Here is a 16,522-nt window from a genome sequence, read left to right on the forward strand (position 1 = left end):
TGGTGTATTGGTTGCTAGGTGTTCTTATAATAACAACCATGATAGGTGCTTTAGCAGTCGCTAGCAGCATAGCGTTGCCGGTTAGTCCGCTGTTAGCCAGTATGGCCACTGTTTCGGTTGGACCGCTATTATTAATCATTCTTACTGCTATTTTTGCATGGGTCACACAGCGCAGTGTATTGCCTTGGTCTTCGGCAAATAATAGCACTCTTGTCGACCAAAACCCTTCTCAGAATTCACAGCCTATAACCAGCCTCTCTCTTCCCATTATTCGTTATTTTTTGGTAGCTGGGTTAGCTGCGGTATTGATTGTTGGCAGTGCGCTACAAGCCCTGATCAGTCATCAACAAGCAGACGCCACGGCCATTAATGAGCCTATGCGTGTACAAGCATTGGTCACCCTTGAGGGCGTGAGTGACAGTGTTTATGATGTCACAACTAACAGTGGCTATCGGCAGGTCGCCACCATAGAACAGATAACGCCGTTGGTTTCTGAGTTGACGGTTCAAGACCTAAATAACGCTACTATTAGTTATGCTGAAAACATAAATAATAATCTAAGTGGTAACAATCCAAGCAACAATCCAAGTAACAATCCAAGTAACAATGAAGCGAATAATAGCAGAACAAATAGCAATAGATTAAATAACGACAAGACTGAAAATCTAGAGTATCGGGTGCTACTCAATGCTTATCCAAAACAGCCATCTCAAGATTCGCAGACAACAATACTGAATGATTTGCGCCCTGGTGATCAGTTATTCATGACATTGACGCTTGCGCCAATCGAGACATCACAAGCAGCCATTGATAATCCTTCAGGCTTTGACAGCTATCGTTGGCTACGAAGTCGTCATATTGATGGAGTAGCCGATATCATAGGCGTTAGCACGTCAGTTGCTACTACTAGCGGTCAAGTGGGACAGGCGACTGCCTCTGATTCTTACCTTAAGCACCTGCGCACTCGTATTGATCAATGGCGTTGGCAGTTGCGTCAGCACTTTTATCAAGATTGGTCGCAGCGAACCACCGCGCAACAACAAGCAAAGGCAGTAACACTTAGTTTGTTAACTGGCGATCGTAGCTTGATCAGTCGTGACACTAAAGATCTATATCAACTAGCGGGAATTTCACATTTATTAGCTATTTCTGGTACTCATGTGTTGTTTTTAGCACTCATGTTGGCCGGTGCGGCGGCGCTACTATTCGATCGCCTGTGTCCCATAATGTACCGCTATATACCGCGCTGGCAAATACGCTGGTTGGTGATGATTAGTGCTGCTTTTATTTACGCGCTGTTCACAGGTTTTGACGTGCCTGCTGCTCGTACGGCCTGGATGTTACTGGCTATTGGGGCAGTCAGATTGACCTTGTTGCCGATTAGTACCATGCGCGTATTATTAGCGCTAGCAGTGCTGATGGCGTGGGTCGATCCTTATGTATTATGGCAAGCAGGCTATTGGCTATCCTTTGTCGCGGTGGCATTAATATTAAAGTATGACAGCAAACAATATACGCACAATAAGATAACCGATAACAATCGGCAAAATATATCACAGCATACCAATGAGCATAAATCTAGGGCGTTTGCTGTCAAGATTGGAGAAGTATTCAAGCGCTTATTTAAATTACAATGCTGGTTATTTATAGCGCTTTTGCCCATCACTTTATTCTTATTTGGCAAGGTATCATTGTGGGGCCTGGCAATTAACTTATTTGCTATTGGTTTATTTGGCTGGGTTATTGTGCCTTTGAATTTACTTGCAGGACTTTGCTATCTCTTATTGCCTGCTGTCGCTAATGGTGTTGCTGACAGTATTTGGGCGCTTGTTAGTGCAATAGTTGCCAGCTTACATGCATTAATATCGTGGCTGACAGCCTTGCCAGCGCTAGCAGCAGCATGGTTATATACACCGGTTAATACCGGCATTTTATTAATAACTTTATTGGCCATGCTGCCTTGGTTGTTACCGCGTGGCCTTATTAGTCGGTGGTTGGCGCTACCACCACTGGCACTATTGATCCTGATTATAACTGTCAATCAGCAGGCCGTATCATTGACGCCAACTTTATATGTCTTGCCTACTGGCGATCGCTATCTAAGCGCTGCCGTATTGCAATATCCTATTCATGAAAACAAAATTGACGGTAGTGAGGCTTACGATAGTCATAACGATGAAGATATAGCTAATAAGCGTAAACAACAGCTGGTTACAGAGAATGTTAGCTGGTTATTTTTAGCAGACCATCGAGGGCGTGAGACCCGTACCATGCCAAGCTCATTGACTGCAGACAAGCTATCCGCAACATTAGAGCAGCAACTACGCACTTTATCGATTAAGCGTTTGGAAGGTATTGTTGTGCAAACCAGTGTTATATCATTAACGGATACCTTATCTGCCGAGCACAAAGGTAAAAAGGTTAATGAGAACTTCTCTGAGCTGCTGCCTATGACCGTTGCACAGTTAAGCCAGCGCTTACCAATCAGCCGCTATTGGCAAGCAGGGCGTAGCGATCTTTGGCCAACACGACCACAAGCTTCTGGCAAAACTGACCCATCTAAAAATAAGCCTAATATCAGTGCTCAAGGCTGCGAACAGGGTAAAACGTGGCAGCTTGCAAATAGTAATTTATCATTACAAGTGCTGACTGGCTGGCCTAAAATAGCAGATACCAGCGTTTGGGACTGTACGGTCGCCATTGACAGTAATTTACCGATAAATGTTGTCAAATATCATGCTGCTGATCCTCTGCGCTCTCAGAAATTAGCAGGTCAAGCTTTGGATCAAACTACTGTACCGCGCACTATTAATGCTGCTATAAAAGACAGTCAGCAATCAGGCAGTCAGCAAAAAAGTAGCTCGTCTAACTCTCTCCAAACACGTGTTATTATTGATGCAGCCACTCATCAGCGCGTGTGGCAATTATGGCCGCTGCTATGCTCAGCCGAACCCATGATGACTAATACGACTGTGAGCCGTCCGACAACCTGGTTGGGGCACAGCGCGTCAAATATGTCTGCCGAGGCACTAACAATGCACAATGTAAGCAGGGTGCTGACTTATGATGAGGAAGTTTTAGAAGCTGCATTAGCGTTGGGTGTTAATCTAGGTGCTGAGCAGCAATAAAATGGACCTTGAATCAATAACACAGCAATAACACAGCAATAACGTTACAGTTCATAGTTTCTGATGGTTGTACTATTGAACCGTGACCGAAATACCACCATACTTAGTCACTTATCAATACAGACTTGTCGTAACGTGAAAGAATTAAATTTTTCACGGTATTTATTTTTCTAGACCAGCTCTTTTATCGTTTTAGACTGTTTCTGACTTAGGAAGTTATATGCCCAACTGGCCACCAGACCCTAATAAACGTCCTGAAAACTCGGCAAATCAGCCCACACCTTCACAACACACGTCGTCTAATCAGCCGAGTGGACAAGAGTGGCGACTGATTGAAAACACTCTATTGGCTAGTGTAGTAGAGCAGCGCCGAGCTCGACGTTGGGGTATTTTCTTTAAGCTACTGACCTTCGGTTATATTTTATTGTTATTTTTGACTATTGGGCGCGGGTGCAGCACGAAAGCCCCGACTGGTCTTGAAGGTGTCGATACCAGCAAACCGCATTTGGCAGTGGTTGAGCTACAAGGCACCATAAGCAATGGTGATATAGCCAATGCTTATGATGTCAATAGAGCGTTGACCCGGGCTTTTGAGAACAGTAACTCACAAGCTGTGGCGTTGGATATCAACTCACCTGGTGGTTCACCGGTGCAGTCTGATGAAATCTGGCAGACTATGAGAGACTTGCGTCAAGAATATCCAGATAAAAAGCTCTATGCTGTGATTGGTGATATTGGCGCTTCTGGTGCTTATTATATCGCTTCAGCTGCTGACGAAATCTATGTTAACCCATCAAGCTTAGTGGGCTCAATCGGGGTCATTATGCCAAGTTACAACATTGAAGGCTTAATGGATAAAGTAGGCGTTGAAGATCGCACCATTACTGCTGGCGAGTACAAGGATATCTTAAGCTTGACCCGTCCTCTCACGGACTATGAAGAAAAACATGTCGAAAATGTGCTGGCCAATACCCATAAGCACTTTATTGATGCGGTTAAAGAAGGGCGTGGCGATCGTCTAAAAAATGCAGAACAAAACAAACTGTTCTCAGGATTGTTTTGGACCGGCGAGCAGTCTATAGCGTTAGGTTTAGCAGACAAAACGGGTAGTATCGGCAGTTTAGGTAAAGAACTTGAGCTTAACAACATAGTAAACTACACGCCAACGGATCCGTTTCAGTTTTTTATGGATCGCTTCGCCGTTAAATTGGGCGCTGGTATCGGCGCAAGCATCAAGCTTGATGTGTTGCCGCAAGAAGAAGGCAATGCGCAAATGCGCTAGGATTATGCTGTCTCCGCTATAGCGTTTTCTTAGCGACATTTACGTAATAACACGCTTATAAAGACTGAGTCATAAATGATGACTCAGTCTTATTATTTTATTATCTATCAATTTGATTTAATAAAAGTCAATCAGGACTAGTGAGAATAAGCCATGGATGTCATTAATTCGCAGACCTTTGCGTCGCTGCCAGTATCTAAAAAAACGCAAAAGCCCGTTATTCATTTCGCCCATGCTAATGGTATGCCAAGTGCGGTCTATCAGCCATTTTTTGAGGGCTTAGAGGCGTTTTTTACTATTGAATATATTCCGATGCTAGGCGTTGATCCTCATTATCCCGTAGACGATCATTGGCGCAGCTTAACGCAGCAGATTATTGACAGTGTGAAGCACACCTGCGAGCAGCATGGCGTCAAGCAAGTAGTGGCTGTCGGGCATTCACTGGGTGGCTTATGTACTTTACAGGCATTATACCGTGCGCCGCAGTATTTTCATCAAGCAGTGTTACTGGATCCACCTTGGATTTATGGTAAGACTAGCTTTATATGGCATCTTGCCAAGACCGCGGATAGATTGCCGTTAATGAATAACCGATTAATGGATAAGTTGTCACCAGCTGGAATATCCAAAAATCGCCGTGATATCTGGGATAGCCGTGAAGACGCTTACGATTCGTTGCGTCATAAAGGCTTCTTTAAGAGTTTTGATGAACGCAGCTTTCAAGGTTATATCAAGCATGGCCTACACGAGCGTGCGGATGGTAAGGTGACACTGGCTATCCCTAAGGCTAGTGAAGTTGCGGTGTTTCGTACTAACCCTTCTTGGTACTGGCTGACACCCAGTCGCGCGCCCAAGCCGCCAGTTACTTTGGTAATTGGAGAAGAAAGTATGTTCTTAAAGCGCCAATGGCCACAACAAATTCAGAAACGTTTGGGTATTAACTATCAGACCCATGAAGGCGGCCATATGTTCCCGCTTGAGCATCCAGACTCTGTATCGGCGCGTGTATTAGAGCTAATTAAGCAGCAACTGCCGAACTAGTTGCTCGTCTGCTATGATGTTTGGGGTTGGTAGCTTAATACCAAGTAAGAAGCAGACGGTCTACAATTATTCCACTAATAGTGGCCATTCCATCACTGAGCTATAGTTGACCATGTCTAATGAGACTACTTTAAATAATACAGTAACGCCTGTTAAGCACCCGCCACTATTTTCGCGCTGGGGCGTGTTTGTACTTATTGTAGGGGCTGTTCTTGCATTTTTTATGAGTCAATTACTAGGGATCTACGTTGCCGGCACGTTATTACTACCTGCCGTTAGCAGCTCTTCAGCTGGCAATATATTCTTTTTTGGCAGCGCTAATGGCACGGTTGTTAGCGTCTCAATTATCATCAGCTGGGTATTATTGACTGCGCTTAGCGTGTCAACTGTGCATTTGAAGGGTGGTAAGATCCGGAGATATTTGGCATTAACGCCATTCTCGCTAACGGTTGCAGCGGGGATGTTTGGCTTGTTATTGCTATTTATGATTGGCAGTCAGGCGCTAACTTACTTACTGGATAAATCGCCACTGTTGTTTGTTGATCCTTTATATGAGTCGGTGAGCTCGGTATGGCTATTGATTCTTGCCATAGTGATTGTCGCGCCAATATATGAAGAACTGGTTTTTCGCGGCTTATTATGGTCAGCTATCGCTGAGCAGTTCTCAGAACAGCGCGGTGCAATAATCGCTAGCATTATAACCAGCCTCATTTTTGCTGTTATTCATCTGCAATATGGTTTGTACGAAATCAGTACCATTGTAATATTGGCTTTTATATTTTGCTACGCTCGTATTAAGTCAGGCTCACTGTTATTACCGATAATACTACATATTATTAATAATGGTGCCGCCATGTGGCAGTATTTAGCACAAGTTACTTAGAATGAGATCTTAGAACGAGATATCAGAATGACTGAACCTTGCTAAAAGTAAAACTTACTAAGCATCAGGATTCAACTGCAAAACGTCATCCGCAGCGTGCTCAATATCTTCGATCGTCAAGTGTGGCTTCCCACTTAGCGCTTGTCGCCATTTCCGCGCGCCAGTCAATCCCTGAAACAGACCTAAATAATGCCGTGCCATAGTCGATAGTGGCTCACCATCTGCGACCTGCTGACGCAAGTGTGGGTATAATTGCGCTAAAATTTCCGAGCGCTTAGGTATCGGTTGCCCCCACAAGGTATTAGTTTGTGCCAATAGATAAGGGTTATGATAAAACGCTCGCCCAATCATCACACCGTCTACCTGCTGTAGATGCGTCTGAATATCTTCTACAGTCTCGATGCCACCATTGATTTCGATAGTAAGTGCGGGAAAGTCTTGCTTCAGTCGATAAACATCACTATAGCGTAGCGGCGGGATGTCGCGGTTTTGTTTGGGGCTTAAACCTTGCAGCCAGGCAGTACGCGCATGCGCAATGAAGCGGGTACAGCCTGCGTCAGCTACGGTCTGTACAAAATCTGCCATAAACTCATAACTGTCGAAATCATCAATACCAATACGATGCTTGACGGTCACTGGAATATCTACCGCTGCTTGCATGTGCTTGACCAAGTCTGCGACGATATTAGGCTCTGCCATCAAGCAAGCACCGATTTTATTATGCTGCACGCGATCAGAGGGACAACCAACATTGATATTAACTTCATCATAGCCATGCTGTTGAGCAAATTCAGCACATTGAGTCATCTCAGTGATATCTGCGCCACCAAGTTGCAGCACTAGAGGATGTTCGCGCGCATTAAAACGCAGATGTCGAGCACGATTGCCATGTAGTAGTGCGCCAGTACTGATCATCTCGGTGTATAGATATACTTGCGGATTAAATAAGCGGGCAAAATATCGATAGTCAGTCGTAGTCCAGTCGATCATAGGTGCTACTGACAGGCGTTTGTCTTGCATTAAATTAATCATTTAGCGTTAAAGCCTTACGTGTTATAAGTTTGATATTAACTATCATGATGTGTTTGCTAGTGTGGCACTTTTTTTATGTGCACTTACTGATTTTATGTGCACTTACTGATGATAGTGTGGCACTATATTTACGCCACGAACAAAAATAGTGGCATGGCACAAGCATTAAATTACTTCATTAATTTGCTTAAACTCCGGCAAGCTATAAAAATAAAGACCCATTATTATCCCGATAAAGCCGACAAAGACAATATATAAGGCAGGCGTAAAACTCACAAAAGTAGTGACGTAGCCAAGTGCAAAGGGCACTAGTCCGCCAACGATAGCATAGGTTATATTATAGGAAAAAGCCAATCCTGTGAGGCGCACATTGGTTGGAAATAACTGCACTAAAATGGCGGGCACCATGCCGACAATACCTGCACAAAAACCTAAGAGGGCATACATGATTAAGATATAATCACCACCCGCCTGCACATGATAATAAAAGGCCAATATCTGAATAATCAATAGCACCGAGCCAATAATTAAAATTTTGCCAAAGTTCTGATAATTAGAGATTAAGCCGTAAAAAACACAGCCAAAAATCATAAATACAATACCAAGACTGTGTGAAAACCCAAACAGAGCACTATCCAAAGTAAAGCGTAGCTCAATCAAATCTGGTAGCAGCAGTACCACTACTATGGTGATACTAGAGACAATAAAAGTCAGGATCATACTGACGAATAGTGAATGCTTACGATGCCTGAACAGTAGCGTAAATGGCTGCAAATTATCATTATTAGAGTTGGATTCTTTGGTCTCAACAAAAAACGGTGATTCATGAATAAAACGCCAGGCTAATAGTGGTAAAAAGCTTAATACTGCCGCCACCAGGAAGGGTAAACGCCAGCCATAAGTGGCCAGCTGCTCAGTAGTCATAGTACTGGTGAGCCAGACAAAAAAGACGTTAGAGAGTAACACCCCCACAAAAAGGCTGGCGGTCACATAGCTACAGCCAAGCGTCAAATATTGCCGTGGTACATGTTCTGCAACAAACACCCATGCTAAGGGTACATAAATACCAAATGCCATACCCTGTATGAGTCGTAGCAAAATAAATAAGGCTGGTGCCAACATCCCCCATTGAGCATAAGTTGGCAAAAACGCCATTGCTAGCATGCTGGTAGCAGTAATGAGCATGCTGATCAGTAACACTGGTTTTCGGCCTTTGATATCGCCATAACGACCAAAAATAACCCCGCCAACGGGGCGGGCTAAATAACCAGCAGCAAATAGGCCAAGCCCCTGTAGTCTAGAGACATTAGGGTCAATGTGAGCAGGGAATAACACAGACGAGACTATATCTGAAATATATAAATAAATCAAAAAATCAAAAAAAGCGATAGCGCTGCTAAAACAGATAAATAAAACCATGTTTTTGTCTTTAGAAGACATCAACGCATATTCAGAACGAGAGGGCATAATATTATAAGTATCCACATATATAAGTGGGGATTAATAGGTTATTACTAAAATAACCTTCCGCTAAAAAGCATAGGAAATACGTAACTGGCTCACTGCACACTAAAGTTTTATATTTCCAATCCACAACACGTCTTAATATAAATAAATGCAGCGTGGGCTACATTAATATGGCTAGCAAGGCTGACGTCAACGTTTTATTGTGGGACTTATAGCAACCAATCAATAGGCAGCCATGACATGATCGTGAGCCAAATATGATCTGACATACCCACGCGTGGCTCGGCATCATAAATGATTTTTTCTCCATTCTCAACGGTATGCCACTGTAGCTGGTTGTTATCTAGTAATTTAACTTCATAAGCTTGGCTCAACAAATTGTCGCTAAGCGCTTGGTGCAATTGCCGTGCTAACTCATCATCGTTAATGATGACCCCCATCTCGGTGTTAATATTAGCAGAGCGGGGATCGACATTGTAGGAACCGACAAACACTTGATGATCATCAACGGCAAAAGTTTTTGCATGTAGGCTGGTTGATGATTGGCTACGCGCTTTCCACAGCTTGTTGTCGCGTTTTTCTTCACTAGCGGTTGATTTTAGCTCGTAGATCTTGATCCCTGCTCGCAATAGTGCAGGCCGCCATTGACTGTAGCCAGAATGTACAGCGGTCACATCGGTGGCATCAAAAGAGTTGGTCAAAATTTTAATATCAACGCCATTATTGGCCAGTTGCACTAGCGTACTGACACCATCCTTGGTCGGCACAAAGTACGAGGATATAATGGTCAGCTTCTTAGAAGGGCTACCGAGTAAGGTACGAAGTTGGTGCACTAAATTAGTATTGGTAGGGACGGACTTAGTCAATTTGCCAACATCGTCACTCAAAAACTGTATATCTGTCCAGCGAAAGGGCACGTCTTTATTGACTAAGTCAGTATCAATGGAAGAGTCTTCAATTGCGGTTTTATAAACAGCCAGACTACTACGCGAGTTATTCTTTTCATCTACGTTTAGCTTGTCTAAACCTGCCAAAAAATCATTCGTAGTGCCTTTTTCAAGGCTCACAAGGGTTTCGATATCAAATGATATCGGCGCTGACCAGTAGCTGCTAAAGCTGTTGTCAATATCTGCCACTACTTTACCAATGAGCAGCACATCTAAGTCAGCGAATTGGCTGTTTTGATCATTACTGAGGTACTCATTACCAATATTTCGTCCACCTATGATAGTGATTTGTTTATCAAAGATCATGCTTTTATTATGCATGCGTCGATTGATACGCGGCAGACCAGTGACAAAGTTCAGCATTTGAAATTTACGATGCATTAGGGGATTGACAATACGTACCGCGGTATTAGGGTGACTAGAAAAACGCAATAAATGCTGATCAAACTTGGCATCATTATTAAAATCGTCAAGCAGTAAGCGTACGATAACGCCGCGCTCAGCAGCTTCCCATAAGTCTTTGAGTAGCAGCTGACCGGCCTGATCATTATGCCAAATATAATATTGAACGTCGATATTGCGCGTGGCCATACCGGTCAATATACTGCGTGAAGCAAAGGCATTAGCGCCGGTTACGATAGGATGGTAGCCTGATAGATCAGGGTGAATATCATTTTGTTCGCTAATGACCGCTACCAGATCGGTATTATCAATGTTGGCAACCGTACTTCTACTCTCATCTGGACCGTTTGACTCTTGAGAAAGCTTGTTTTGTGGCGTATTATTTTGTTGGTACAGCGCATTTACTCGTGCCGATAATTTTTGACTTTCAGGTAAATGTGGCTGATCGGGCAAGCTCTGACAGCCACTTAGACCTAAAGATAGACCAAGCGCAAGACTCAGCGATAAGTTACTTAGATCCATATTTAACATCGACATAAATGGCCTACCTTAATGTACTTAAAGTTATTCTATTCAAAATTCAGCATAAAAGCGCAGTGAGCACAGTACAACGTGGGTTGCCGTCAAGCTTATCAGGTGTGGTAATATCTGACTATTAAAAATACGTTACTTTTTTGGTTTATCAGTGAGTTAGGCGTCAGTATTTTCGTAAAATAGTACCCAAAAACAAAGCTAAGCAGGTGTCTGAAATAAGGTGACATGCTATGATAGACTTCAGTTTACCGCTTCAACAAATAGCTATCTAGTAACCTATTAGTAATTTTACTAGTAATTTTATTGGTAATCCTATTAGTAATCCTAACCCGTTTTTAACGTGGTTAAAAACATCAATATAAGCATGAACGAAAACATTAACAATAGTAATGGAAAACTTATGAGTCAATCGCAAGCGCAGGATGAAAATAATCTAGACCCTCATTCAGATAAATTAGATCCAAATTGGCGTTCTGATGCCCTGGATTTAGGGCTAGATTATGGTATGCAGACCATTGCCGTACGAGCAGGGCAGCATCGTACTGATGAGGGTGAGCACTCTGAGCCTATTTTTACTACCAGTTCTTACGTTTACCGCTCAGCGGCCGACGCCGCCGCACATTTTGATGGTACTAAGACCGGTAATGTCTACTCACGCCACACTAATCCTAGTGTACGCACCTTTGAGCGTCGGTTAGCAGCTCTCGAAAATGGCGAGCGTGCGGTAGCAACCGCTTCAGGCATGGGTGCCATTTTAACCATGTGCTTGGCATATCTAAAAGCCGGCGATCATTTATTAGCAGCCAATCAGTTATTTGGGTCATCTATTGGGCTTTTTGATAACTATATGGCCAAATTTGGCGTTGAAGTCAGCTATGTCGATTGCTTTGATAATGACGCTTGGGCTAATGCAGTACAGCCCAATACTAAGGTGATTTATTGTGAAAGCCCAAGTAATCCGCTAGCACAGATTTGTGATATTGGCTTTTTAAGTCAGTTGTCAAAGGCCAATGATATCTTACTAGTCGTTGATAATTGCTTTGCATCACCTGCTATACAGCGTCCATTAGACTTGGGGGCAGATGTGGTGATTCATTCAGCGACCAAATATCTAGATGGTCAAGGTCGGGTACTCGGCGGCGCGTTAGTTGGCAGTGACAAGCTAATGCAAGAGGCGTTCACGGTTGTACGTTCAGGCGGTATCAGTATGAGTCCGTTTAATGCCTGGATCTTCACCAAAGGGCTTGAAACTTTGAAACTACGGATGCAAGCACATTGTAGTAATGCCAATCAAATAGCAGAGTTTTTAGACAATCATCCTAACGTTAGCAGGGTACATTTTTCGGGCTTAGCTGACCATCCCTCGCATGAGTTGGCCACTCGTCAGCATCATATGAAAGACGGCTATGGGGCGATTATGGGCTTTGAAGTCAAAGCGTCTACGGAAGATGAGGCAAGGGCTGCTGCCTGGCACGTGATTGATTGTACTCGAATGGTTTCAATTACCAATAATCTAGGGGATACAAAAACCACTATTACCCATCCTGCTACCACTACTCATTTCCGTTTGACACCTAAAGCACGTGCTGAAGCTGGTGTTAACAACAGTCTGATCCGGTTGTCCGTAGGACTAGAAGACGTGGAAGATATCATCAAAGATTTGGCACGTGGTTTAGACAGCTTGTAAAGATAACGGTATAATCGCTGCCAGCGTAACAAGTTTTTTATTATAAATTTTTAGCACTAAGAAACTATGTCATTACAAACCAGCTTATAAGAATCAAGGTTATAAGAATCAAGGTAGCTCACTAAGCTATCGCTACATAACCCGCTACTATAAGTTAGTCACCATAAATCCATGATCATATAAGAGACTATTATGAATATTCAAGCATTAATGCAACAAGCACAAACCATGCAAAAGAAAGTCGAAGCCAATGTTGAGACTGCAAAAAAAGAGCTTGGCAACAAAGAAGTTCATGCAGAAGCAGGCAGTGGTTTGGTTAAAGTTACTATGACCGGTCGTCATGTGGTCAAGCGCTTAACTATTGACCCAAGCTTGTTAGAGGATGAGCCGGATATGATTGAAGACTTAATCGCCGCTGCTATTAATGACGCAGTACGTCAAGCGGACGAGTTATATGAAGAAACCATGACTGGTGCAACCCAAGGTATGGGTCTACCACCAGGTATGCAAGGTATGTTCTAAGCTTTAGTTTGGATTAAACACAGTGTATTGAAGTATGAAAATGGGGTTGTTATCTAGACGATATGACCCCATTTTTATAGGTATTGTTTTAGATTCTACCGTCTATCTGTTTTACTGTTGTTAGCACCTAATAATGCTGATACCCGTCATGTTAATATTCAAGCAATCAAACAGGTAGGTTAACCCGTGACGCTAATCGTTATGCTGTTAGCCACACTAATAGTCATATTAACAGTCACGTACGGCTGGCAAAAACATTGTTGCTTGCGGCTCGGCTTTGCTATTTCAGAGGCGGCGCTAATTTCTCTTCGCCACATTATATTTGTTCTAAAGTAAATCAACTATATTTAAAATGTCTAAAAATTATATTGTTTATAGAGGAAGTCATTTTGCTTACTGCCAAATTTGATCAGCTGGTCAAGCAGCTGCGTATTTTACCTGGGGTTGGCCAAAAGAGTGCTCAGCGTATGGCGCTACATCTGCTTACCAAAAAACGCCCACAAGGAATGGCGCTTGCCCAGGCGCTCGATGAAGCGATGCGCGATATCGTTGAATGTCAGCGTTGCCATAGCTTTAGTGACGACAGTATCTGTCCACTATGCCAAGACCCGCGCCGTGATGATAATTTATTATGCGTGGTCGAGACCGCTGCTGACGTGATGGCTATTGAACAGACTGCAGGCTATCGTGGGCGTTATTTTGTGTTAGGTGGGCATTTATCACCGATTGATGGTATCAGCGCGGATGATTTAAATATTGAACAGCTGGTATGGCGGGTAAAGCAAGAGCCTGTTGAGGAGCTAATATTAGCGACCGGTACCACCGTTGAAGGGCAGACCACCGCCCACTTTATCAGTGAAGCGGTGAGCCGTCACGTCGGTAAAGTTACTCGGCTAGCGCAAGGCGTGCCGATGGGTGGCGAGCTTGAGTATCTTGATAGCATGACTCTTGGCCAAGCATTACAAAATCGCTCTTTTTTATAATCGCTCAGCACATTGTGTGAGTCGCTCGCTGGTAGTCGTACTATCAAGAGCGTGCTATCAAAACATAAGATCCAATGAATTTTTCGATGGTTAGTTTGCCATCTTAGACGACGATATTGTTATACTGAAGCTATTTATTTAACTCGATTATCTCCTTCTTATAAATGCTAATCGCCATGTGCTAAACAGCAGTGGCGATTGATTAGTGTTTTTTCTCTTTTATTTATGCAGGTATCTGCCCGTGTCTGACCACTCTACCTTTAGCACCCAAGCTAACACTTCTTCACCCACCATCGCTGCTGACGCTATTGATGATGCCACTAATGGCAATCAGACGCATGTAGCAACAGATTCAAACTTAGCAGTATTACCAACAGAGCCTGATATTGATGCGCTGTTAGATGTCGCTGATGAATTGCCCGTTACCTGGATAAAACAGCAGTACCAGATCGATGAGGTTATTGCTGCGTTAGAAGGTTGCGGGCGGGTGGCGTTAGATACTGAGTTCATTAAGCGTGACACTTATTATCCACGCTTGGCACTGGTGCAGCTGAATACCGGTGGTCATATTTATTTGTTAGACGCACCGCAACTACAACTGGATGAATTGTGGCAAGCCCTGATCAAAGTTGATGTTGCTATCTGGCATGCTTGTGGCGAAGACTTAGGTATTTTTTACTTATTGTCTGGCTGCCCGCCGTTGACCAATATATTTGATACTCAAATTGCCTTGTCTTATTTGACTGGACAATTACAAATGGGCTATCAGCAAGCGCTTGATGATCAGCTGGATATGCATATTGATAAAGAACAAAGCCAGTCTGATTGGCTTATGCGCCCATTATCAGAAGAGCAAGAGCAATACGCGATTGATGATGTACGCTTTTTGCCGGCGTTATACTTGAGTCTCGAGCACGCGCTTAAGTCGCAAGGACTCTTTGACTATGTGTGGGCCGATTGCCAGCTATATGCCCAAGATTTATACAACAACCAGCATGTCGAAGATGACGCCATGTATCTGACTATGGCTGATTATCGCTATAACTCGCAGCAAATGGCGATATTACAGGCAGTTGCTACTTGGCGCGAAGAGTTGGCGCGCGCGACCAATCAACCCCGTACTTTTGTCATTAAAAAACAAGCCGTGCGTGAAATTATTACCGAGAAGCCAAGTAATATGCGCGAGCTGGCCCATAAAACCACCATGCATCGTAGTATGTTGCGTCTATATGGTGAGGAGTTGATGATTATTATTAATAAGGCAAAAATGCTTGCGCCCGTTGAGCATCCGCCTTGTCTCTTACCGCCTTATCGCTCAAAAAATAAAGTCTTATCTAAAGCGGTACAAGAAGCAGTGGATAAGCAAGCAGAGCAAATCGCTGTACCTGCTAATGTTTTGATGCGTAAAAAATGGTTGGGTCAGCTGTATGAAGTTATTGCCTTCGATCAAGATCTAGGTGAGTTACCATCAGGGTTAAAGGGTTGGCGCAATGAGTGGGTAATGCAAACCTTGATTCCCGTGATTGAAGCGCATAAGGTTGAACTGAAGCAGGGTATGGGTGCCAGCGCTTAATATAAACACCAATCCTGTTTTGGCCTAACCGTCGCTATTAACGCTTGATTACTATTATCTCTTAAATACTCCATACTGCAAAAAATATCCAGTCTGCTCAGCAACTGTTGGGTTGTCCAACATGCCGGTATGGGAGACTGGTAGGATCAGATGATCAGTGGCAGCGGCAAGTTTAGTCTCCTTCACATATACCGTGCCATCGTGTACCAGATGATCCTCTAGCGATGGATCATTTGCTTTACGTAACTTACGTTTATGATGCTGCAAAAATAATTGTCCCAAACCGTATGGGCGATTACCAGCAATCACGCCAAGGTCGATATGTTCAGGTAATGGCGCCACTGTGCCATCCAAGGCATCGATGTATGATTGTCCAACGATGGCTGGGGCCAAGCGCCAAATATAATCGGCACAGACACTACCAATGTGCGGCGTACCGAGCGTCACGCAGCGTCCAATTTGCCACTGCGGATAATGAGTGACAAAGTCGCGAATAATAAGTCCGCCTAAGCTATGACCGACCAGATCGATTGGTTGATCAGGATTATGATGATTCTCAAGCCACGTATTTAAGCGCTGACTGTTGGTCCTGATCCCATCACGCACACTACGATAACCATACTGATGAGTATTGAGTCCTTGCGCTTGTAAGCGCTTAGCAAGTGGCCGCATAATCCTTATAGTTTGATGTAAGCCATGAATCAGAATAGTACGATTCTTTTGCTGCATGTGTAATTCCATAGAGGTCGTTTGATGTGATCAGTTGTTTCATTTGATAGATGGATGACTATTTTTACTATATTGAGTATTAACGCTATAGCTGTAAAAACGCTATAGCGTTAATACTCAATAAAATTAATGCACTGATAGTCACCTAGGGCTCTTCTACTACTCTAGATATTATAAAATTTATCCCAGCCTGTTGTATAGTCAATGAACAGTAATATCGATACATAACCTACTGCTGGCATACGTTTTTCTTGCTTGCTGTGCCTACGCAGACAGAGGCTGCAAAAAGCTGATACCAGCAGTACCGTCGCG

12 protein-coding genes are annotated in these 16,522 nt (G+C 43.5%); 8 read left to right on the forward strand and 4 right to left on the reverse strand.

Annotation, left to right across the window (positions count from 1 at the left end; all coding sequences use genetic code 11):
• Positions 1-38: 38 nt before the first annotated feature.
• The 4 genes from RCH20_RS00760 (at position 39) to RCH20_RS00775 (ending at position 6,334) form a co-directional block, all read left to right on the forward strand.
• Entirely contained in the window at positions 39-3,128 is a 3,090-nt protein-coding gene (locus RCH20_RS00760) for a ComEC/Rec2 family competence protein (protein ID WP_327192238.1), read from the forward strand.
• Positions 3,129-3,348: 220 nt separating this feature from the next.
• Entirely contained in the window at positions 3,349-4,410 is a 1,062-nt protein-coding gene (gene sppA / locus RCH20_RS00765) for a signal peptide peptidase SppA (protein ID WP_327192239.1), read from the forward strand.
• A 153-nt stretch (positions 4,411-4,563) separates the two neighbouring features.
• Entirely contained in the window at positions 4,564-5,451 is an 888-nt protein-coding gene (locus RCH20_RS00770) for an alpha/beta fold hydrolase (RefSeq protein WP_327192240.1), read from the forward strand.
• 112 nt (positions 5,452-5,563) lie between these two features.
• The gene (locus RCH20_RS00775; protein ID WP_327192241.1) at positions 5,564-6,334 is read left to right on the forward strand and encodes a CPBP family intramembrane glutamic endopeptidase; all 771 of its coding nucleotides are present in this window, start codon (positions 5,564-5,566) and stop codon (positions 6,332-6,334) included.
• A 57-nt stretch (positions 6,335-6,391) separates the two neighbouring features.
• On the opposite strand, the gene dusA is transcribed toward RCH20_RS00775, so the two are convergent.
• The 3 genes from dusA to RCH20_RS00790 all read right to left on the reverse strand — a co-directional run bounded on the left by dusA (position 6,392) and on the right by RCH20_RS00790 (position 10,713).
• Positions 6,392-7,366: a tRNA dihydrouridine(20/20a) synthase DusA gene (dusA, locus tag RCH20_RS00780; protein WP_327192242.1), complete on the reverse strand. Its 975-nt coding sequence runs from the start codon at positions 7,364-7,366 to the stop codon at positions 6,392-6,394.
• 165 nt (positions 7,367-7,531) lie between these two features.
• Positions 7,532-8,833: an MFS transporter gene (locus tag RCH20_RS00785; protein WP_209956761.1), complete on the reverse strand. Its 1,302-nt coding sequence runs from the start codon at positions 8,831-8,833 to the stop codon at positions 7,532-7,534.
• A 209-nt stretch (positions 8,834-9,042) separates the two neighbouring features.
• Positions 9,043-10,713, reverse strand: coding sequence for a phospholipase D family protein (locus RCH20_RS00790; protein ID WP_442793077.1), 1,671 nt, complete (start codon positions 10,711-10,713; stop codon positions 9,043-9,045).
• Between the two features lie 403 nt (positions 10,714-11,116).
• On the opposite strand from RCH20_RS00790, the gene RCH20_RS00795 reads away from it, so the two are divergent.
• The 4 genes from RCH20_RS00795 (at position 11,117) to RCH20_RS00810 (ending at position 15,481) form a co-directional block, all read left to right on the forward strand.
• Positions 11,117-12,403 (forward strand): O-succinylhomoserine sulfhydrylase, encoded by a 1,287-nt coding sequence (locus RCH20_RS00795; RefSeq protein ID WP_209956763.1) that lies wholly within the window; start codon positions 11,117-11,119, stop codon positions 12,401-12,403.
• 192 nt (positions 12,404-12,595) lie between these two features.
• On the forward strand, positions 12,596-12,925 hold the full coding sequence (locus RCH20_RS00800) for a YbaB/EbfC family nucleoid-associated protein (protein ID WP_209956764.1): 330 nt from the start codon (positions 12,596-12,598) through the stop codon (positions 12,923-12,925).
• Positions 12,926-13,314: 389 nt separating this feature from the next.
• The gene (gene recR / locus RCH20_RS00805; protein WP_209956765.1) at positions 13,315-13,908 is read left to right on the forward strand and encodes a recombination mediator RecR; all 594 of its coding nucleotides are present in this window, start codon (positions 13,315-13,317) and stop codon (positions 13,906-13,908) included.
• 241 nt (positions 13,909-14,149) lie between these two features.
• Positions 14,150-15,481 (forward strand): ribonuclease D, encoded by a 1,332-nt coding sequence (locus RCH20_RS00810; protein WP_327192244.1) that lies wholly within the window; start codon positions 14,150-14,152, stop codon positions 15,479-15,481.
• 54 nt (positions 15,482-15,535) lie between these two features.
• On the opposite strand, the gene RCH20_RS00815 is transcribed toward RCH20_RS00810, so the two are convergent.
• Positions 15,536-16,210, reverse strand: a complete 675-nt coding sequence (locus tag RCH20_RS00815; RefSeq protein ID WP_327192245.1) for an esterase/lipase family protein — start codon at positions 16,208-16,210, stop codon at positions 15,536-15,538.
• Positions 16,211-16,522: the final 312 nt, after the last annotated feature.

The organism is Psychrobacter sp. PL15, assembly GCF_035984995.1.
Lineage (GTDB): Bacteria > Pseudomonadota > Gammaproteobacteria > Pseudomonadales > Moraxellaceae > Psychrobacter.